General features: G+C 34.0%; 20 protein-coding genes. 15 read left to right on the forward strand and 5 right to left on the reverse strand.

The features are described 5' to 3' along the window. Positions 1–868, forward strand: an 868-nt coding sequence (locus QLS65_RS15240; RefSeq protein WP_282718576.1) for a hypothetical protein, incomplete at its 5' end; no start/stop codon positions are given. Between the two features lie 143 nt (positions 869–1,011). Here QLS65_RS15240 and QLS65_RS15245 read toward each other — a convergent pair. After that, the gene (locus QLS65_RS15245) at positions 1,012–1,797 is read right to left on the reverse strand and encodes an anti-sigma factor (protein ID WP_282713458.1); all 786 of its coding nucleotides are present in this window, start codon (positions 1,795–1,797) and stop codon (positions 1,012–1,014) included. Beyond that, positions 1,797–2,327: an RNA polymerase sigma factor gene (locus QLS65_RS15250; RefSeq protein WP_099715280.1), complete on the reverse strand. Its 531-nt coding sequence runs from the start codon at positions 2,325–2,327 to the stop codon at positions 1,797–1,799. The genes QLS65_RS15245 and QLS65_RS15250 overlap by 1 nt, the downstream gene beginning before the upstream one ends. Positions 2,328–2,557: 230 nt before the next feature. Between QLS65_RS15250 and QLS65_RS15255 the strand changes: the two genes are divergently transcribed. The 5 genes from QLS65_RS15255 to QLS65_RS15275 all read left to right on the forward strand — a co-directional run bounded on the left by QLS65_RS15255 (position 2,558) and on the right by QLS65_RS15275 (position 8,177). Continuing rightward, positions 2,558–3,211: a DUF4331 family protein gene (locus tag QLS65_RS15255; RefSeq protein ID WP_282713456.1), complete on the forward strand. Its 654-nt coding sequence runs from the start codon at positions 2,558–2,560 to the stop codon at positions 3,209–3,211. A 73-nt stretch (positions 3,212–3,284) separates the two neighbouring features. Continuing rightward, entirely contained in the window at positions 3,285–3,839 is a 555-nt protein-coding gene (locus QLS65_RS15260; protein WP_282713455.1) for a DUF4331 family protein, read from the forward strand. A 94-nt stretch (positions 3,840–3,933) separates the two neighbouring features. Continuing rightward, positions 3,934–5,229: a tetratricopeptide repeat protein gene (locus QLS65_RS15265; RefSeq protein WP_282713453.1), complete on the forward strand. Its 1,296-nt coding sequence runs from the start codon at positions 3,934–3,936 to the stop codon at positions 5,227–5,229. Between the two features lie 3 nt (positions 5,230–5,232). Next, positions 5,233–7,446 carry a TonB-dependent receptor gene (locus QLS65_RS15270; RefSeq protein ID WP_282718577.1) on the forward strand — a complete coding sequence of 738 codons (2,214 nt, stop codon included), beginning with the start codon at positions 5,233–5,235 and terminating at the stop codon, positions 7,444–7,446. A gap of 230 nt (positions 7,447–7,676) precedes the next feature. Next, complete coding sequence (locus tag QLS65_RS15275) at positions 7,677–8,177, forward strand: glutathione peroxidase (protein ID WP_369800966.1); 501 nt, start codon at positions 7,677–7,679, stop codon at positions 8,175–8,177. 172 nt (positions 8,178–8,349) lie between these two features. Here QLS65_RS15275 and QLS65_RS15280 read toward each other — a convergent pair whose 3' ends face one another. Continuing rightward, positions 8,350–9,300 carry a tRNA dihydrouridine synthase gene (locus QLS65_RS15280; RefSeq protein WP_282718578.1) on the reverse strand — a complete coding sequence of 317 codons (951 nt, stop codon included), beginning with the start codon at positions 9,298–9,300 and terminating at the stop codon, positions 8,350–8,352. Between the two features lie 108 nt (positions 9,301–9,408). Beyond that, positions 9,409–9,906 carry a GNAT family N-acetyltransferase gene (locus tag QLS65_RS15285; RefSeq protein ID WP_121342239.1) on the reverse strand — a complete coding sequence of 166 codons (498 nt, stop codon included), beginning with the start codon at positions 9,904–9,906 and terminating at the stop codon, positions 9,409–9,411. Positions 9,907–10,000: 94 nt separating this feature from the next. Here QLS65_RS15285 and menD point away from each other — a divergent pair, with 94 nt between their 5' ends. Together menD and QLS65_RS15295 are read left to right on the forward strand one after the other, a co-directional pair. Further along, a complete protein-coding gene (menD, locus tag QLS65_RS15290; protein WP_282718579.1) occupies positions 10,001–11,674 on the forward strand; it encodes a 2-succinyl-5-enolpyruvyl-6-hydroxy-3-cyclohexene-1-carboxylic-acid synthase in 1,674 nt (557 codons plus the stop codon). 88 nt (positions 11,675–11,762) lie between these two features. Beyond that, positions 11,763–12,104: a DUF2853 family protein gene (locus QLS65_RS15295; RefSeq protein ID WP_099715289.1), complete on the forward strand. Its 342-nt coding sequence runs from the start codon at positions 11,763–11,765 to the stop codon at positions 12,102–12,104. Between the two features lie 76 nt (positions 12,105–12,180). On the opposite strand, the gene QLS65_RS15300 is transcribed toward QLS65_RS15295, so the two are convergent. Beyond that, on the reverse strand, positions 12,181–13,533 hold the full coding sequence (locus QLS65_RS15300) for a M28 family metallopeptidase (protein ID WP_099715290.1): 1,353 nt from the start codon (positions 13,531–13,533) through the stop codon (positions 12,181–12,183). A 323-nt stretch (positions 13,534–13,856) separates the two neighbouring features. On the opposite strand from QLS65_RS15300, the gene QLS65_RS15305 reads away from it, so the two are divergent. From QLS65_RS15305 to QLS65_RS15335, 7 genes are all read left to right on the forward strand, one after another. Beyond that, complete coding sequence (locus tag QLS65_RS15305; protein WP_091170327.1) at positions 13,857–14,711, forward strand: CvfB family protein; 855 nt, start codon at positions 13,857–13,859, stop codon at positions 14,709–14,711. Positions 14,712–15,595: 884 nt separating this feature from the next. After that, positions 15,596–16,426, forward strand: a complete 831-nt coding sequence (locus tag QLS65_RS15310; protein WP_091170323.1) for a 1,4-dihydroxy-2-naphthoyl-CoA synthase — start codon at positions 15,596–15,598, stop codon at positions 16,424–16,426. A gap of 72 nt (positions 16,427–16,498) precedes the next feature. Beyond that, entirely contained in the window at positions 16,499–17,020 is a 522-nt protein-coding gene (locus tag QLS65_RS15315) for a PH domain-containing protein (protein ID WP_282713441.1), read from the forward strand. Beyond that, complete coding sequence (locus QLS65_RS15320; RefSeq protein ID WP_282718580.1) at positions 17,020–18,534, forward strand: PH domain-containing protein; 1,515 nt, start codon at positions 17,020–17,022, stop codon at positions 18,532–18,534. Before QLS65_RS15315 ends, QLS65_RS15320 begins: the two co-directional genes overlap by 1 nt. Positions 18,535–18,618: 84 nt before the next feature. Beyond that, positions 18,619–19,581 carry a 1,4-dihydroxy-2-naphthoate octaprenyltransferase gene (menA, locus tag QLS65_RS15325; protein WP_282718581.1) on the forward strand — a complete coding sequence of 321 codons (963 nt, stop codon included), beginning with the start codon at positions 18,619–18,621 and terminating at the stop codon, positions 19,579–19,581. A gap of 53 nt (positions 19,582–19,634) precedes the next feature. After that, positions 19,635–20,312 carry a metal-dependent hydrolase gene (locus tag QLS65_RS15330; protein ID WP_282718582.1) on the forward strand — a complete coding sequence of 226 codons (678 nt, stop codon included), beginning with the start codon at positions 19,635–19,637 and terminating at the stop codon, positions 20,310–20,312. Between the two features lie 213 nt (positions 20,313–20,525). Beyond that, positions 20,526–21,731, forward strand: coding sequence for a tetratricopeptide repeat protein (locus QLS65_RS15335; protein WP_282718583.1), 1,206 nt, complete (start codon positions 20,526–20,528; stop codon positions 21,729–21,731). Positions 21,732–21,759: the final 28 nt, after the last annotated feature.

The following is a 21,759-nucleotide window of genomic DNA, read 5'->3' on the forward strand; positions in this document are numbered from 1 at the left end:
AGAAGCTTTGGCAAACAAAAGTACAAGTGTAAGTACTGATGGAACATCCGACACGAAATACCCAAGTGTAAAATCGGTTAAGGATTATGTTGACGCTTCGGCTACATCCGGTTCAACGGCATTAGCAACTGAAATATCTCGTGCTACGACTGCTGAGGCTACTTTGACAACAAATTTAGCATCAGAAGTATCTCGAGCTACGACTGCTGAATCTACATTGACTGCGACTATAGCAACTGAAACAACTCGTGCCATAACAGCTGAAGCAAGCAAAGAAGCTTTGGCAAACAAAAGTACAAGTGTAAGCACAGATGGAACATCCGACACGAAATACCCAAGTGTAAAATCGGTTAAGGATTATGTTGACGCTTCGGCTACATCCGGTTCAACAGCATTAGCAACTGAAATATCTCGTGCTACAACTGCTGAAACGACTTTGACTACAAATTTAGCATCTGAAATATCTCGTGCTACAGCTGCTGAAGCTACATTGACTACAAGTTTAGCATCAGAAGTATCTCGTGCTACGACTGCAGAAGCAAGCAAAGAAGCTTTGGCAAACAAAAGTACAAGTGTAAGCACGGACGGAACTTCTGACACGAAATATCCAAGCGTAAAATCGGTTAAGGATTATGTTGATAATAGTGTAAATGATGTAACAGATGAGCTTTATTCTAACTTATTGCAATCAACTTTTGTTATGTCTAAAACACCATCTGTAAAAAGTAAAGTAAAAATGTTTATTAATGGTTTAAGAGTTAGGAATTCAGCCTACTCAGTAAGTGGTAATACAGTTACATTAGACACTTTAATACTTGGTTTTACTTTGTTGTTAAATGATAGAATTCAATTTGATTATTTTTATTAGAATAGATTTAATATTTAAAAAATGTTTTTTTAGTTAAATGTAATTTATTATCTCTATTCGATATGTTTTTTCGTTAGTTCTCAATAAAAAAAGGTTCAACTGTAAAGTTGAACCTTTTTTAGTAATACAGAAAAAGAGATAATTTACACTTTTCCTAATGTATATAATTGTTCCATTGTAGGAGTTAAGCTTCCGCCTTTTGGCTCTAGTGTGATTCCAAAAGCTTCGGCTTCATTAGCATTATTCACAGCAAATAATTTTTGATCATTTGCATCAAAGTCTTCCAGTAATCCAATGCTTGTAGGGGTTAATGGGCTTAATTTTAATGCCCAAACCTGATATACCATTCCTTCTGGTGGTTCTGGTAAACCTGCTGCATCAATATAGACTACTTTAGTATCTTGATTCCAATATACTTTTGCAAAAGATTCTGGAGCAACTACTTGTCCACCAAGTGCTACAACAGTATTTTTAGTGTCTCTTACAACTGCTAAACTCGTTTCGTTAGCCGTGTTTTTTAATTTTAAGACATTAAATTCTTTCTCTAATTTAGCTTTGTCAATTTCAGTATTGGCTACTTGCGTAGTAGTTTCATCTAATTGATTGTATTGATATCCAATACCAACCAATAATAAAATTGCTGCTGCCCAACCAACATATTGTGACCAATTCTTGGTAGGCTGTAACTCGATTACTTTAGCATGCTTGAGTTCCAGTTTTGCTTTAATTTTTTCGTAATTAGCTACAGAATGAAACGGTGAAAAGCTAGATGATAAAGCAACAATGGCTTTTTCTATCGCAATAATTTCGTTGTTAATTTCTGGATTATTTTTCGCCATGGCGCTTACTTGTTCGTTTTCGGGTTCACTTAGTAAACCGTAAACATAAAGCTCCAGGATTCCTGATTCTATATATTCTTTTGTTTCCATTATACTTTCAAATAATTTCTTAAGTCATTAATACAATTTCTATTTTGTGTTTTTACTGTTCCCAAAGGAATTGCCAATTCATCAGAAGCTTCTTGTTGGGTATACCCTTTAAAAAACAGTAAATCTATTATTTGAATACATTTTGGTTTTAGTCTTTTTACAAACTCTTGCAATCCAATTGTATCCATTTTGTCAACCAGTTTAGAACTGTCTTCAAAGTGATTTACGAAATTATCTGTAGAAAGGTTTTTTTGACTGTTATTAAAATTTTTTGAACGCAGTTTATCTATAGAAGTGTTTCTGGCAATATTGAGGATCCAAGTGTAAAATCTTCCTTTGCTCTCATGGTACGAATCAATATTCTTCCAAATTTTTACAAATACTTCCTGAAGCACGTCTTCTGCTTCTTCTCTATTCTTTACGAGAACATTTATAACCGAAAATAAACTTTTGGAATACATATCATATAGATGTGTAAATGCCCTTTCGTCTTTCTTATAAATTAATACTAATAACTCTTCTTGACTCATATCTTACTATTTTACTTATACAAACTTATACAATCTTATTTAGAAATGATTGATTTAATGATTGTCAAGATAATAAAAAAAATAAAATAAAAATAATTATATTTTATTTAAGTATTTATTTTCTTGATTATCAAGTATTTGACTAATTAATTGTTTTTTTTTTACCATTTTTAAAACCAAAAGAAACACTTTCCCGTAAATGACTTTATAACCTTTTAATTTATAACAAAATGAAAAAAACAAAAATGATTTTAGGTCTATCGCTAGTGGCGGTTTCGGGCTTAATATTAGTAGCTGCGGATCACATAGATGCTCCGGCTACAATGTCTGGCGATGCAGGTGATATTACTGATGTGTACGCTTTTCAAGGTCAAAACACAAGTAATTTAGTATTTGCAGTAAACACACAAGGATTGTTAAGTCCTAATGCTACAGGTGCTGCTACATTTAAAGAAAATGTAATGGTTGAGATCAATATTGATAACACAGGTGACAATGTTGAAGACTTAGTGATTCAAGCAATCAAGAGAGATGACAAAATGTATTTCTTTGGACCAGTTGCTCCAGGAACAACGGGAACATCAAGTACAGTTAAAACGACTGCAGCTACAGGAAATGTTACAATTTCTACTTATGGCGCAACAGCTTTAACTGCTGAGCAAAACGGAATGAAATTTTTCGCAGGACCAAGAGACGATCCTTTTTTCTTTGATTTAGGTCAATTTAAAGCAATTCTTGGAGGAACAGCTTCAGGTTTTAAAAATCCGGGTGTAGATACATTCGCAGGAACTAATGTAATGTCAATTGTAGTAGAAGTTCCAAAAACAATGTTAGGTTCTTCAAGCACAATCAATGTTTGGGCTGAAACTAAGAAAAAACAATAATTATTTTATTTAAAAAAGTAACAACATGAAATCGAGTATTTACGATTTCCAAAAAACTTAAAATATAAAGATCATGAGTAAAACAAATAAATTCAAAATTATAACAATCGCGCTAGTAGCTGCAGTTGTTTCAGTAAATTGTGATAATGACGATTCAAACGGTGATTCTACTGTAAGCCTAGATTTTTCAGGAACTTATGTTCAGCAAGATCAAATGGCGAGACCCGCAATCAATACTGTATTCGTTGCTTCAGGGCAACCTAAAGACGATTTTAATGCTGCAATTCCTTCGGCAATGGGAGCTAAATACCAATCTATTTTTCAATCTAGATTATTAGCATTGAATCCAGGATATACTACTAATGCTTTAGGACAAACGGCTGCTCAGCTAACTGGTCTTTTGGCTACAGATGTATTGGGAGTTTCTAAGACAGCTAAAACTACTTTCTTTGACGGGACTAATATATTAACTGGTAGAGCTTTGGCAGATGATGTAATTGATGTTGAATTATTATTGATTTTTGGTGGTTCAGCGGGTACTTCTAACCCGGGCCTTACTAAAGATAATGTAAATGCAAATGATAAAGCATTTGGTACAACTTTCCCTTACTTAGCTTCTGCTTGGTAATATTTTCTAAAAAAAAAAACAGAGCGCTTGCAACAATTTTCGCTCTGTTTTTTTTATTACAACAAACAAACAAACAAAACAAAACAATTAGAGTATGAAAACTTTAAAAACAATATCATTTTTAGTTTTCACAATCCTATTCATATTCGGTTGCGAGACTAAATCAGAACAAATTACAAATAAGGAAGACTATAATAAATATTTGACTTTAAAGGAAAATAAATCACTGACTTTTGCATATAAAGAAATTGATTTTTGGCAGAAAAAATTTGATGCAGCTCCAAACCAAATCAGTTATTTAAGTCAATTAGCATCAAATTACAACATGCTTTTCGAATATACAGGAAATATTAAAAGCCTATATAAAACGGAAGAATTATTGACAAAATCAAATGAAGCGTATGATTATTCCAGAGTATCAACGATTCGATCATTAGCAAGAAATTACATTTCACAACACCGTTTCAAAGAAGCGTTGGAGTTAGCTAATAAAGCATTAGCAATAGGCGAAGGAAAAAAAGAAACCCAAAAATTATTGTTCGACGTTCAAATGGAATTAGGAAATTATCCGGAAGCGGTTAAAAATCTGAATGCCATAAGAGACATGAATAGTTTTGATTATTTGATTCGCTTGGCAAAATGGAACGATCACAAAGGAGATTTGGATACAGCAATAACTTTCATGGAAAAAGCGAGAGATATTGCTGAAAAAGACGATAACAAAGGACTTAAAATTTGGTCTTATTCAAACCTTGGAGATTTTTATGGTCATGCTGGAAGAATTCAGGAATCGTATGACAGTTTCCTAAAAACATTAGCATTAGATCCTAATTATTCCTATGCTCTAAAAGGAATTGCTTGGATAGTTTTCTCTAAAGAAAGAAATATAAATGAGGCAAATAGAATTATTGATGCTATAGCTGTTACTCATAATACTCCAGATTTTTATTTGTTGAAATCTCAAATTGCCCAATTTAAAGGAGATAAAACCAATGAAATAAGAAATAGAAACGCTTATTTTTCTATGATGGAGAAAAATAATTATGGCGCGATGTACAACAAATACAATGCTTTGATTTATGCCGATGACAAAAAAACAGCTTCAAAAGCATTAGAAATTGCCAAAATAGAAGTAGAGCACAGACCCACTGCAGATTCTTATGACTTATTGGCTTGGGCATACCTAAATGTAGGCGAAAATAAAAAAGCATTAGAAATTGCTCAGAATCATGTGGTCGGAAAATCCTTTGAACCAAAGGTACAATACCACTTAGCAATGATATATAAATCAAATAATTTAGCGCTTAAAGCGAAACCTATTAAGGAAGAATTACTGTCCAGCTTGTATGAATTGGGACCTAATTTTGACAAAAAGGTAAATCAATTATAGCGTATGAAAAATATTATTTTAGTGATGATTACCCTTTTTGGGTTGTCTTCCTATGGCCAAATCCAAAAAGGAAAAGTGTTAGATAGCGATGGTAATCCTGTTGAAAACGCCTACTTAGTGAACACAAATTCTGAAAGTCATGCGCATACAAATGAATTCGGATTGTTTAGCTTAGATAAAACAGTTTTGGGAGATGTGATTAAAATAACCGCTTTAGGATATAAAAAGTCAAATTTTACCATTGTTTCATCGGATGATATAATCATTCTGGAAGATGATATTTTTAGATTGAATGAAATAATAATCCAACCTAAACTTTCGGCTATGAATGTAATTTCTAAAATAGATTTGCAAACCACTCCGGTAAATTCTTCGCAAGAAATTTTGCGAAAAGTACCTGGATTATTCATAGGGCAACATGCCGGTGGAGGAAAAGCGGAGCAAATTTTTCTTAGAGGTTTTGATATCGATCACGGAACAGATATTGCCATTTCAGTAGATGGAATGCCAGTAAACATGGTTTCTCATGCGCATGGTCAGGGGTATGCTGATTTGCATTTTGTAATTCCGGAAACGGTAGAAAAAATAGATTTTGGAAAAGGAACATATTATGCTAACAAAGGGGATTTTGCAACGGCAGGATATGTTGCTTTCCAAACTAAAGATAAAATTGAAAAAAGTAGTATTGGTCTTGAAATAGGACAATTCAACACGATGCGAACAGTGGGATTGTTTAATCTTTTGGGCAACCAAAAAACACAAAGCGCCTATATCGCTACAGAATATATACTGACAGATGGGCCTTTTGATTCTCCCCAAAATTTCAATAGGATCAATCTGTTAGGAAAATATTCAGCTATTTTAAGTGACAATAGCAAGTTTTCAATCTTGGCTTCTCGCTTTTCAAGTAAATGGGATGCTTCGGGTCAAATTCCGCAACGGCTGATTGATAATGGAACGATTTCTAGATTTGGTTCCGTTGATGATACCGAAGGAGGAAATACTTCCCGAACGAACTTCAGTGCAAGTTTGAGTAAACCAATTGATGAAAATACGTTCTTGAAAGCCAATGCTTTTTATTCAAATTATCAATTTGAATTGTATTCGAATTTTACTTTCTTCCTGGAAGATCCAATAAACGGAGACCAAATTAAACAGAAAGAAAACAGGGATATTTATGGAATGAATGCCGAGTTGAATAAGAAAACAAAATTAAATGATGTAGATGTTTTGTTACAGTTTGGTGGAGGTTTTCGCGCTGATGCTACAAAAGATACGGAGCTTTCTCATACTTTGAACAGAAGAACAGTTTTAGAAAATATAAAATTAGGAGATATTGATGAATCTAATTTGTTTTCGTACTTGAATTCAGAATTCAATTTTGGAAAATTAATGATTAATCCGGCCATTCGATTGGATTATTTCAAATTTAATTACCAAGATAAGTTGACTATGGATTACAAAACACAATCAGAATCTAAAGTTAAATTTTCTCCAAAACTGAATTTCATTTATTCGCAAAATAACAATTTGCAGTTTTTTATAAAATCAGGAATGGGTTTTCATTCGAATGATGCTCGAGTGGTCGTTCAAAACAGTGGAAAACAAATTTTACCAACCGCAATAGGAACGGATATTGGTACCATTTGGAAACCATTTCCTAAGTTAATTGTGAATTCTGCTTTGTGGTATTTATTTTTGGAGCAGGAATTTGTTTACGTCGGAGATGCCGGAATCATTGAGCCAAGCGGAAAATCAAAACGCATGGGAGCAGAGCTTGGATTGCGTTATCAGTTGAACGATTGGTTGTATTTTGATGCTGATGCAAATTATACTTATGCCAGAAGTATTGATGAACCAAAAGGTCAGGATTACATCCCGTTAGCGCCAGATTTCACCACGACAGGAGGTTTAAGTTTCCAGAAAGTGAATGGTTTCTCAGGAGGAATACGGTATCGTTACTTAAAAAATCGCCCAGCAAATGAGGATAATTCTATTGTTGCCAGAGGTTATTTTATATCTGATTTAAATGTTAATTATCAATATAAGAATATCAATTTCGGAATAGCAGTTGAGAATATTTTTGATACTGCATGGAACGAAACACAATTTGCCACTGAATCCAGGCTTCAGAATGAACCTGAAAGTGTCGAAGAAATTCATTTTACTCCAGGAACGCCTTTCTTCATGAAAGGAAAAATAACCTATACGTTTTAAATACCATATTAAGATTTGTTGTTTATTTGTTAGGAAGTCTGGCATTTTCATAATGTCAGGCTTCTTTGTTTTTTAACGTGTGTTTAACGAAAATAAATTTTAATGAGACAAATAATTGTCTATTTTTATAAAAAATTTTAAATATGAAAAATCTAGTATTTATTGCCACTTTTGCTTTAATCTTATTTAGCTGTCAAAATCAGGCGCAACCTAAAAAAACTGAAACCAAAATGAGCAACGCATCAATAGCTAAAGAAACAATTTATCAGTTCAAAGTAGAAGATTTATCTGGAAACAGTTTTGATTTTGCTTCTTTGAAAGGTAAAAAAATCATGATTGTAAATACTGCTTCAAAATGTGGATTGACGCCACAATACAAAGATCTTGAAGCTGTTTATAAAGAATACAAAGACAAAGGATTAGTAATTGTAGGTTTTCCTGCGAATAATTTTGCTTCTCAAGAGCCAGGAACAAATGAAGAAATTGCTACTTTCTGCCAACTGAATTACGGAGTGACTTTTCCTATGATGGATAAAGTTTCTGTAAAAGGAGATGATATGGCTGCTATCTATCAGTTTTTGACTCAAAAATCAAAAAACGGATTGAAAGATTCAACTGTGGAATGGAATTTTCAAAAATACCTAATCAACGAAAAAGGAGAATTAGAAAAAGTGATTTCCCCAAAAACTTTGGTAACAGATCCTGAAGTATTGAATTGGATCAAAGCTTAATTTACTGATTTAAAAAAGTAAAATATTTTAAAAGAGATTTTCAGTCAAATGAAAATCTCTTTTTTTTACGGTTTGAGTAAGTGTCGAATATTTTCTAAAATTTGAACCATTAAGAAATTAAGTTACATTAAGAATCAGAGCTTAATTTTTTTTAATTTCTGAATGGTTTAATTTAAATTTTTTCATTTTTAAAAATTTCTGCAACAGCAGCTTCGTAATTTCGGATGCTTTGCGCTTTTTTTATTTTTTTCAATACCTTATGCGGATTTGAAAACGTAGCCGAAAAATATTCCCATAAATGATACATTTTCAATAAAATATGTGTTGAACCAGAAAGAGATTCACTATAAATAGCATACAGAGTATCGTGAAAAGCACTGAATAATTCCATTTTATTGGCAGGATATTCTGAAGTATTGTTTTTTATCATACTGGGTAAAAATGGATCCGAAATTAATCCTCTACCAATCATCCAATGGTCAATAGTAGGAAAGCGTTGTTGCATTTCATGAAACTTAGCCACCGAAGTAATATCACCATTGTAATACAGTTTATGCTTGGTGTTATCAACACATAGCTGAAACGCATCTAAGTTTACGCCACCTTTATATAATTGCTTTCCTATACGTGCATGAATCGCAATATTCTTAATAGGGTAGGTATCTAAAATAGGTAAAACATCCAGAATTTCTTCACTGTTTTCATAACCCAAACGCATTTTCATAGACACTAGAATGTCAGATTCAGAGTGTGCTCTCTGAAGAATGTTATTTATTTTTTCTGGATTACTGATTAGACCGGAACCCATTCCAGACTTGGTAACCATAGGATAAGGACATCCTAAATTCCAGTTTAATTCCTTATAACCCAGTTCTCGAACATATTTCGCCACAAATAAAAATTCATCGGCATCGTTTGTTATCACTTGCGGAATCACCTCTAAATCAAGATTGTTCTCCGGAAGAAGGTCTCGTTCGTAGGACGGTTTAATAACCATTTTTCCGTTTAAGCGAATGTAAGGCGAGTAAAACGTATCAATTCCTCCAAAAATTTTGTTTTGGGCATTTCTAAAACGAAAGTCGGTAAATCCCTGTAAAGGTGATGAAAGTAAGGTATAGTCCATGAAATTTTTAGTTGTGCAAATATACTATAAAGTCTCAAGTCTTGAAGTCATAAAGTTATAAAGCCAAACATATTGAAAAAAACGAACCAAATTCTAGTTCAACTTCAATTATTCTAATATCAATTGCATAAAAACGGAACTCAACCAACGATCGAATTTATAGCCGGATTCTTTAATAACGCCCACAGTTTCAAAACCATATTTTTTATGAAAAGCAATGCTTCCTTTGTTTTCGGAGTCAATAACGCCAATCATAGTGTGGTATTTTTGTTTTTTCGCTAATTGAATGAGTTCAGCCAATAATAATTTTCCAACCCCTTTTCCTAAAAATTCTTCCGCTACATAAACAGAATGTTCCACTGTAAAACGGTAGCCTATTTTATGACGAAATGAGCCATAAGTAGCATATCCAATGGTTCCATTTTCAGTTTCGGCTACAATTACAGGTAAATCTTGAGCCAATTTATCCTCAAACCACAATTTATGGGTTTCAAAATCTCGTGGCTCATAATCATAAATCGAAGTACTGTGAAGTATTTGGTGATTGATGATTTCCAATATTGTATCTAAATCGGTAAAAACAGCCGGTCTTATTTTGATTTCCATATAGAATTTATTTTCCTTCAAATTTAAGAAAACTATTTAAGATTAGAGAAAAACCTTTACATCTTTGTATCTTTGTTACTTTGAAACTAAAACAATGATTTACCCCAAAATACCTTTAGCACAAAGCATTATTGAAATTTGTTTGTCCAAAGGAATCACCACCATAATTATTTCTCCGGGTTCTAGAAATGCACCGTTAACAATAGGTTTTGTGAGTAATCCCGCCTTTCAATGTTACAGTATTGCTGATGAGCGTGCGGCTGCTTTTTTTGCATTGGGAATAGCACAACAAACGAAACAACCAGTGGTTTTGGTGTGTACTTCCGGTTCTGCTTTATTGAATTATTATCCCGCTTTTGCGGAAGCATTTTACAGCCAGATTCCTTTAATAGTGATTTCGGCAGACAGACCGCAAAGCAAAATTGATATTGGCGACGGACAAACGATTAGACAGGAAAATGTATTCGAAAACCATTCTTTGTACAATGCTAATTTGCAGGAAGACGTTTCAGCAACAAATGATTTAAAAATCAACGAAGCCATCAATACGGCAATCACGCAAAAAGGTCCCGTTCACATCAATGCCCCTTTTGAAGAGCCTTTGTATGAAACCGTTTCAGAACTTTCAGTTGAAGTGCTTACTATCGCTTCCGCAAATGTAACTCAGACAATTTCTATCGAAGACGTTTCGGAATTTGCAACAATTTGGAACAATTCCACCAAAAAAATGATTTTAGTTGGTGTAAATGAACCGAATACCATCAATGAAAAAATAATAGATGCTTTTGCGAAAGATGAGTCGGTTGTAGTTTTGACTGAAACGACTTCTAATTTGCATCACGATACTTTTATAAGCAATATTGACACTATAATTACGCCTTTTACGCATGATGATTTTGAAAATTTTCGTCCGGAAATTTTAGTGACTTTTGGCGGAATGATTGTTTCGAAACGAATCAAAGCTTTTTTGAGAAAATACAAGCCAAAACACCATTGGCATATTGATTCTTGGAGAGCGTATGACACTTTTGGTACTTTGACCAACCATTTTGAAGTAAATCCAAATGTATTTTTTGATGTATTTCTACCACTTACAAACGTAATAGAAAGTAATTATTTTAAGCAATTAGACGCTGTGAAAGCGTTGCGAAAGCTAAAAAGTGATATTTATTTAGATAAAATTCCTTTTTCGGATTTTAAAGTTTTCGAAAAAGTGATTAAGTGTTTGCCAACGAATAGTCAGTTGCAAATCAGCAATAGTTCAGCAATTCGTTATGCGCAATTAATAGACGTTCATCCTTCAATTGAAGTGTATTGCAATCGCGGTACCAGTGGAATCGATGGAAGTACTTCTACGGCAATTGGTGCGGCTGTCTCGTCATATGGACGAGATGAAAAACAAACCGTTTTCATAACGGGAGATGTTGGGTTTTTGTACGATAGCAATGCATTATGGAACAATTATATCCCGAAAAACTTCAAGATTATTCTAATCAATAATGGAGGCGGAGGAATATTTAGGATTTTACCAGGACATGAAGAAAGTCCTGTTTTTAATACATTCTTTGAAACTTCCCATTGTTTAACAGCGGAACATTTGGCTAAAATGTATGGTTTTGAATATAATATTGCCAGCGATGAAGCAAGTTTAGCAACAAGTTTGACTGCTTTATATGCTCAAAATGAAAAGCCAAGTATTTTGGAAATTTTCACACCCACTTTGGAAAATGACAGCATTTTACTGCAATATTTTAAAGAATTGGTCTAATTATTTTCAGGTGTCCGTAAAAAGGCACGATTAAATGTTTAAATTTGAGAGTATAAAAATCTATTAATCAAATATTAAACTTTTATTTATGAGTGCAAGAGACGAATTAATTGTAAAGTATGCTGCCGATTTGAAAGACAAATGTGGTGTAAATCCAGATATGGATTTGTTGACAAAAGTAACTATTGGTTGTGGTCCGTCAATTTATAATGATGATTCTGCAACGGTTGCCGGAAGCCAGCAAGCGGAATTAGATACGGTGAAAAACAATTTTCTAATCAAGAAATTAGGACTTGCAGATGGACCGGATTTAGATGCAGCACTGGATGCAGTTATGGAAAAATACGGTCGTTCCAATAAAAATAAATACAGAGTGGTCGTTTATTATTTACTGACAGTTCACTTCAAAAAAGAGAGTGTTTACAATTAATATTAATTTGTAAATAGTATCCATAAAAAAAGCGTTTGCCTCGGCAAACGCTTTTTTGTTTAGTATTGAATGCTTTTTAACGAATTGGTATTGGGAAAACCGGTAAACTGGAATGTCCTAATGCATCAACTGTTTGAACAGCAAAGAAAAAATTATCTTTAGAATATGGAATTTCGGCTTTTGTGTCTTTTACAAAAATTGCTTTTTCCCAATGTTGTGATGATGTTTCTCTGATAAGAATGTTATATCCATAAACTGATTTTCCCTCAGGGGCAGTCCATGCTAAAGTAGAAAAATTAGTCAAATCCTTTACTTCAATTCCTACATTTGTTGGTGCTTTTGGAGACCAAGCCAAATTACTGAATGTAGCCAAGTTAGAACAAGTTACTTTCTTCATGTATTCAAAATCCATAAACTCAGCAAGATCGCCGTACTGTATGTTATTTTCTTTTCGAACATTTTGATGTTGGTGATCGTAGTTTTCGTTCATTTCACAAAAACGAATGGCTGTAAATCCATTTTGACTGAAAGGAGTGTGATCGCCACCACGTAAGAAACGGTCGTTGCGATACACTAAATTAATGTCTAGTTGTTCCACATATTGATTGGTAACCGTTTTAATGTAACGGGCTAATTGTCTCGATGGACTGTCGTTATCACGATTGGTCGATTTACGCATTTTTGATTCGGCTTCCGTCTCTAAAAATGGAATTGTTTCACTGAAAACACGAACTTTAGTATTATCACGCAATAAAGTACCGCTGGATAAACTGTTTCCAATCATGTCATTATTAATCATCGCAATAACATTCCATTTTCCATCTTTGGCAACATCGGCTAAATGTTTGGCTCCGTACAATCCTTGTTCTTCACCAACAACAGCGACAAAAATCAGTGTAAAAGGAAATTCTCTTTGGCTCATGATTCGGGCTAGTTCCATCATGGCAGCTACTCCAGAAGCATCATCATTAGCGCCTGGTGCATCTGATTTGGCATCCATTACATCTGAAGCACGAGAATCTAAATGGCCGCTTATAATTAATACACGATCATCTGTAGGATCAGTTCCTTTTAAAGTTGCCATCACATTACCCAATTGGCTGTCTGTAGCAATACGTCTTCCATCGGCTTTGATGGTAAAAAAATCAATAATAGAAGTCAGTCTTCCGCCAGATGCTAAAGCATATTTATCAAACTCTGATTTTACCCAGCGTTGCGCCGCTCCAATACCGCGGGTGTTGCTTTTGGTATCGCTTAATGTATGTCGGGTTCCAAAAGATACAAGTTTTCGAACTGTAGCTTCCATGTTCTCCGATTTTACTTCGGCAACCATTTTTTTTATTTCGGGGTCATCGACTGTGGTTTGTGCGTAATTCGTATGAGAAATGAATAATAGTAGGAACAAACAGAGAATTGAGGTTGGTTTCATTAATAGGATTTTTTAGTTTCTTCAAAGTTAGTGAAAAAGAAAAAGAAAGTATAAACGAAATTAAGTTTTAGGAATTGTTTACTCTTATAATGTTCGAAATTTTGAAAAACAAAACGTTCTAATCTAGCCCCGATGGAAGCAAGTATCCAACGCTTTTGGGCGTTGATACTGCGAACAGCGGGACAACTCGTTATGAAAAAACGGAAATTTGTGCTCCTAATAAAGAAAATAGCCATCGGATTTTAGGCTTGTTTTTTTGTGGACGGTTTCTTAATTTACTATTTTCAAACTTCGTACCTTTGCGCTTTAGAAATTGAAAGAAAATGATTGAAATAGGAAAATACAATACGCTTACCATTTTACGTGATACCAAAGTGGGTTTGTTTCTGGGAAATCCAGAACAAGATCCAGAAGGAATACATGATATTCTGTTGCCTAACAAATACGTGCCAAACGAATTTGAAATAGGTGAGGAGTTGATTGTTTTTGTGTACTTGGACCATGAAGAAAGACCCGTTGCCACGACATTAGAACCTTATATTTTATTGAATGAATTTGCACTTTTGCGTGTGAATTATACCAATCAAATTGGTGCTTTTATGGATTGGGGAATGGAAAAAGATATTTTGGTTCCGTTTAAAGAGCAGGCGCGTCCTATGGAAAAAGGGAAACGCTACTTAGTGTACCTTTATATGGACGAGAAAACCAATCGTTTGGTGGCTTCCAGTAAATTGAATCAGTTTTTAAAAAATGATCACCTAACGGTTGAAAAAGGGGAAGAAGTAGATTTAATTGTTTCTCATATCACTGAATTAGGAATTAACGTTATCATCAACGAAAAGTACAAAGGTTTGATGTACAAAGATGAAGTGTATGATGATGCTATTCGCACGGGAGATCGCATGCGTGGCTATATCAAAACAATTCGTCCTGATAATAAAATTGATGTGGCATTGCAAGTTCAAGGATATCAAAGTATCGAACCGAATGCCGAAAAAATTCTTGATGAGTTGAGAGCCAGCAGAGGGTTCTTGCGATTGACTGATAATTCACATCCGGAAGATATTAAAACGGTTTTGAAAATGAGTAAAAAAACCTTCAAGAAAGCGATAGGTGCTTTGTATCGAGAGAAATTAATAGAAATCAAGGAAGACGGAATTTACTTGGTTAAGGAATAAAAAATACTAACAATATTGATGTTTATTCTTTTGTAACCATTAAGAGATTAAGGAAATTTAGTTAAGAGGAGATTCTTAATGTAGCTTAATTTCTAAATGGTTTAGAAAAAAATATAGTTGAACAATCTTTATTTATTTATTTATTTAAAAAAAAGAAAGACTAATCATAACGGTTAGTCTTTCTCTTTTTAATCCTGTTTTAGAATATTAAATTCTAGCAGCATTAAAATAAATTTAATTTTACTTTTAAAGTATATTTATCCACCTATAATGAACAATAGTATGCTCTATACTATTTTAAAAATATTAACTTAAGCGTAAATTACTTTAAAGAATAGTTTGTCTTTAAATGTACAATCACTTGCTTACGAGTTAAGAAATAATTTCACGATAAGGCCGCTGGTTTTCTATATATTGGAAGATAATTTTCTAAAACAATTTTTTATTAATGTCTCACTTTTGCAAGGACAAGAAAAATAAATCTTTATTTAACCGTAGGTGTTACTTTTTATTTTTTACTGCTGGGGCAAATGGTTGTAACATTAGCTCGTTTATCGGGGCTTTGAATATATTTTTATAAGTTATTACCGTAGAAAAAGGAGCGACAACATTTTTAATTGCATTCAATACATTCTTTTTTTAGGTTAATAAATCAGTGAAGAATCAATAATTAATCAAGATAAACAATTTGTATTCATCTGATTAGCTTGATTTAAAATTAAAAATAATTTGAATTGCCTACTGTTAAAATGCTTTTTTTTAATTCTTTTTTAACGTTTTAAAGCCTTTAATCAGAGAAGGATTACCATAAGCTTATCTAAATAGAATAGATAAAATGTAAAAAATGATTTATTTTTACACTAAAATAATTTAAATCAATTGTAATGGATTGGATCACTGCCAAAGAATACGAAGATATCACTTATAAGAAATGCAATGGCGTTGCCAGAATTGCGTTCAACAGACCGGATGTGCGCAATGCGTTCCGTCCGAAAACGACTGCCGAATTGTATAATGCATTCTATGATGCACAGGAAGACACGTCCATTGGCGTCGTTTTACTTTCTGCTGAAGGACCTTCTTCTAAAGATGGCGTATATTCTTTTTGTAGCGGTGGCGATCAAAACGCGCGCGGGCATCAAGGATATGTGGGCGATGACGGGCAGCACCGTTTGAATATCTTAGAAGTACAACGTTTAATCCGATTCATGCCAAAAGTAGTTATCGCTGTAGTTCCAGGTTGGGCTGTAGGTGGAGGACACAGTTTGCATGTGGTTTGCGATTTGACTTTGGCAAGTAAAGAACACGCGATTTTCAAACAAACGGATGCTGATGTAACGAGTTTTGATGGTGGTTATGGTTCTGCTTATTTGGCCAAAATGGTGGGACAGAAAAAAGCACGCGAGATTTTCTTCTTGGGACGTAATTATTCGGCTCAGGATGCAATGGATATGGGAATGGTGAATGCTGTGATTCCGCATGCTGAACTAGAAGATACGGCATACGAATGGGCACAGGAAATTTTACAAAAATCACCAATGGCGATTAAAATGCTGAAATTTGCCATGAATCTTACGGATGATGGGATGGTAGGACAACAGGTTTTTGCTGGTGAAGCTACAAGACTTGCGTATATGACCGAAGAAGCTAAAGAAGGAAGAAATGCATTCCTTGAGAAAAGAAAACCGAATTTTGAGAAAAAATGGTTGCCGTAAAAAGTTTAATGTTTTAGGTTTCAAGTGTAGAACTTGAAACGTTAAACTTTAAACCTGAAACAAAATAAAAAAATGGAAAATTTCACAAACGAAACGATTGATACGCGCCAACTTCCAAAATTTGAGGAAGTCACTTTTACGAATTTACATCCTAAATACATTAGAGTGGTTTTGATTAGTCTGGTGAGAATTATAGCACTACTAATTCTAGTTCCAATATTATTTTCCATGCTTAAACCGGAATTATTTTCGGGAAGAGTCTGGTTGATTTTAGGAATAGTAATTCCTGTATTTTCGATTTTGTTAGTCGTGTTTTCGATTATTGGATTAAAGAAAAAAGGATTTGCATTCCGGGAACACGATGTTATTTTCAGGCACGGGATTATCGCTACAAAAACTATTGTAATTCCTTATAATAGAGTGCAACATGTGGCTTTGCATGAAGGATTAATTTCACGTTATTTTGGTCTTGCCAAAATTGAAATTTTTACTGCCGGAGGAAGTTCAAGTGATATTGAAATTCCGGGAATCGAAAAAGAACAAGCCGAAAATATCAAACAATTGTTGATGGGTAAAATACAAAAGCAATTGTAATGGGAGCCGATTTTAGTCAGCCGCAAAGGCAATCTTCAATAGGGATTTTGGTGATGTTTTTTTACACGCTTCAGCAATACGCCAGAGCGTTGTGGCCTATGATTGTGATTTGGATTTTCAAGTTTGACGAGGTTAATAAATTGTATTTTTTCCTTGGGATGGCAACTGTCTTTGTGAGTATTGGAGTTGTTTCTTATTTGAAATATCTGAATTTTACTTTCTTTTTGGATGCCGAAAATGAAGAATTTATCATTACAGATGGCGTTTTCAATAAAACTAAAACAGCGATTCAGCTTCGTAAAATTCAACAGGTAAATATTAATCAGTCTTTTATTCAAAAGTTAATTGGTGTTTATGAATTGGATGTAGACACTGCCGGTAGCAATAAAAAAGAAGGCGCTATCAAAGCGATTTCGCATGAACTGGCTTTAGAACTGAAATTTCGTTTGTTGGAAAATGAAGAAACGCAGCATACAATCGGAACTGAAGAAACTTCATTGGAGGAAACCGAGCAAAAACTATTTGAAGCGACGCATCCTTTCATTAAAATAAGTTTTTTGAGTTTGTTGAAAGTTGGAATAACGTCTAACTATGAGAGAAGTATCGCCTTGTTGCTTATTTTCTTTAGTACGATTTATGAGAATTTGCAAAACTTTGGAGACGAGAATAATGTTTACAAAGAGAAAGTAGGCTCTTACATAGATAAAAATTTAGTCTTTCAGACGATTTTAATATCAATAGTATTTTTGTTTGGAATTGTTTTGGTTGTAAATGTAATCCGAATCGTTTTCAAATATTATGATTATAAAATAACCCGACAAAAAGGCTCTTTGTTGTTGTCTTTTGGGTTGTTAAATACAAAAAGTACTATTATCAAGCCTGAAAAAGTTCAGATTACGACCATTAAAAGGAATTATTTCCAAAAGAAAATGGGGATTTTAGAACTGAAAATTAGACAAGCGACCAGCGGAGAAAAAGAAGAACGCAAGTCGCTAATAGAAATTCCGGGCTGTAGTGAAACCGAGAGAGATTCGATATTGAAATTGTTGTTTCATAAAATTCCTGAAAAAGGATTAATGCTTCAGCCTGATTTTCGTAAACTTGTTTTTTCTATTTTCCTTTCAATAGGACTACCTTTGTTAGGATTTTTGGCGATTGGGTATTGGATTGAACCCCTGTTTTTTGAATACAGTTATGTAGTGCCGGTTTATGTGATTTTTATTGGATTAATCCAATATTTTAAATTTAAGAATAACCGATTGTTTATCAACGAGAATTTTATAATAAAGCAAAGTGGTGCTTGGGATGTGAGTAATGATATTATTGAGCCCAGTAAAATTCAGGCGATTACAACTTCGCAGCTTTTTTGGCATAAAAAGTTGAATATAGGTTCTGTAACATTGCATACCGCAGGAGGAGATATCGCTTTTCAGTTAGGGGATTATTCAGTTATAAAGCAACAAGTCAACCTTTGGTTGTATCAAATAGAAACTTCCGATAGTAATTGGATGTAAATAAAATGGTTTAAAGTCTGAGGTTTAAAGTTTTATATACTTTAAATCTTAAGTTTTAAACTTCAAATTTTTAAATAAAAAAACATGAAACATTGGATTGAAGCCGCACGATTACGTACATTACCCTTATCGGTTTCTGGAATAATAGTTGGTAGTATGTATGCTTTGGCGCACCCAACAGATGATATATTAACGCCAACAGAAGTCTTTAACTGGCGGTTATTTGGTTTTGCTATTTTAACAACTTTGGGATTGCAAATACTGTCTAATTTTGCCAATGATTACGGTGACGGCATGAAAGGAACGGATAACGAGGATCGAGTAGGTCCAAAACGTGCGATACAAAGTGGTGTGATTACTCCACAAGCCATGAAACGCGCGATTATAATTACTTCGGCATTGACGTTGCTTTCAGCGATATTGTTGATTTATTATGCGTTTAGAGATACAAATCTATGGTTTTCCTTGTTCTATTTAGTGTTGGGAATTCTTTCAATTATTTCTGCAATTCGATACACGGTTGGGAATACAGCGTATGGTTACCGTGGATTTGGTGATGTATTTGTCTTTGTATTTTTCGGATTGGTAAGTACTTTAGGGGTGAATTTTTTATACTCCAAACAATTGGATTTCGAATTGGTTTTACCTGCAGTTGCTATTGGATTATTGAGCGTGGGTGTTTTGAATCTGAATAATATGCGTGACGAAGCATCAGATAGGAAGTCTAATAAAAATACGATTGTCGTAAAAATTGGCGGAGCCAAAGCAAAAACATATCATTATTTTTTGATTGCAACAGCGATGGTTATGGTGTTGATTTTTGCAATTGTTGACGATTTTCATTTTGATCAATACTTGTTTTTATTGGCGTATATCCCTTTAACTAAACATTTAATTACCGTCTATAAAAATCAAAACCCTAAGGAATTAGATCCTGAATTAAAAAAACTGGCATTGAGTACTTTTGCACTTTCGGTTTTATTGTCGTTAGGTATGATTTACTTTTTTTCGGATATCATTGTAAATACATTTTTAGGCGGGAGATAAAATAATAATCGAATACGGAATCTTTCAATCATTCAATTTTTAAATTAAAAAAAATGAAAATAACATTTTACGGTCACGCATCATTAGGGATAGAAGTTGGAGGCAAACACATCATTGTTGATCCTTATATTTCGGCTAATCCAAACGCAGCACACATTGACATTGACACCTTAAAAGCGGATTATATTTTGGTGACGCACGCTCACGGAGATCATATTTTGGATGTCGAGGCAATTGCTAAAAGAACCAATGGGGTAATTGTTTCCAATGCTGAAATTGCGGGTTATTATTCTCAAAAAGGCTTTCAGTCACATCCGATGAATCACGGTGGAAGTTGGAATTTCGATTTTGGGAAACTGAAATATGTAAATGCCATTCATTCCAGTTCCTTTCCTGACGGCAGTTACGGAGGAAATCCAGGTGGTTTTGTCATCGAAGGCGAACATAAAAACGTATATATTGCAGGCGATACGGCACTTTCTATGGATATGAAACTCATTCCTATGCGTACCAAACTCGACTTGGCTATTCTGCCGATAGGCAATAATTTCACCATGGATGTCGAAGATGCAATTATTGCTTCTGATTTCTTGGATTGCGATAAAATTCTAGGGTATCATTATGACACTTTTGGGTATATCGAAATCGACCACGAGGAATCCATTCGTAAATTCTTCAACAAAGGAAAAGATTTGATGTTACTGGAAATAGGAAGTTCCATCGAATTGTAATTAGTTATTGTGAGTTTTTCGAAGCAATCTCCAGCTATTCGTTGCAAATGAAATTCACTGAACTCCACTAAAATAAAAGTATGGTGAAGTAATCTTTTTATCAGCCGAAAAAGGCTGATAAAAAGGATTTTCACTGCAAACGAAGTTCAATGAACCCTTATGTAAATAAAAATTAAGTGAAGTAATCTGGGCTAAAAAACGTTAATCAAGAAAATGAACATTCAAAAAATAGCTTTAATAGTAGTAACAATTATTTCATTTCAATCTGTTTTCTCTCAAAAAGACGGTTATTGGGATAAAACTCGCGCTACAACCGAAGAAACAACTGTTTCAGCGAGAGACAGAATCATCATAAAAACCCAAGATTTCCCTGAAGGAACTACTGAGGTCGTTTATAGAATAACGCTTTTGGATAAAAATCAGCAAATGGCGGGCAGTTTGGTTTCGGTTTTAAAAGCTATCCCGGATCCTACGGGAATTAGTCAAGGTTCAGCAGGAGCAGTTTTTATTTTGTCTAAAATTTCTGGAGATGACAAATGTAAATATGCTGTTTTTTCTAGTGCTGACTTGGCTGCAAAATACAAAGAAAACGGAAAAATGGATGACGCGTGTTTGGTTCAGGATACGCCAGTCAGTAAAGATGCCAAACGACTTTCTACAGAGAAATCGGCTTGTATGCAATCCAATTCTGGGAATTTATGGTTTGGTTTCGAAAGTAAAAACTGGATTATGAACCAAAAAATTATTCTGGAAGTCGTGCCGTGGGTAGATAATAAACTCAGTCGTGGCTGGACGCTTGAAAACAGAAAAGCAATCATCGATCAATGTAAAACATCTAATTTGGCTCAAAAAATGACCAATTCAGATGATTTTTGCGTTTGTATTCTCGATAAAATCCAATCCAAGTACAAGTTTAAGGAATTTCAAAAATTATTGGCTGTAGAGCGTGCTAAAGCGTTTAAGGATTTTGGTAACAGTTGTTTTGGGGAAACCAGTCTTTCAAAAAGTGTTTATGAAGATTTGCGCAAGCAAGCCGCTGTATTAGCAAAACAAGGAAAACAAGGCGAAGCCATCTCGAAACTGACAACAATTATCAATGATGGCAAGGCGACCGCTTTGGATTACAATGGAATAGGAAATAGTTATGTGTTGACGAAGCAATACGGAAAAGCAATTAAATTCCTGAAAGAAGGCGAGAAGCTCGATGATTCGGAGTTGTTGATAAAGATGAATTTGGCTCACGCCTATTTATTGAACGATAATTATGCCTCGGCAAAAGCCATTTATAAAGAATATCAATCTCAAAACGTTACGGATAGTTTGAGTTGGACTCAAAAAATAAAACAAGATTTTGCTGCTTTCAAAAAGGCAGGAATAACTTCCAGTGATTTTGAAAGGATTTTGAAGTTAGTCGATTAAGTTTTGATACAATTAGTTAGATACAAGT

Source organism: Flavobacterium algoritolerans (genome assembly GCF_030010385.1).
GTDB lineage: Bacteria > Bacteroidota > Bacteroidia > Flavobacteriales > Flavobacteriaceae > Flavobacterium > Flavobacterium algoritolerans.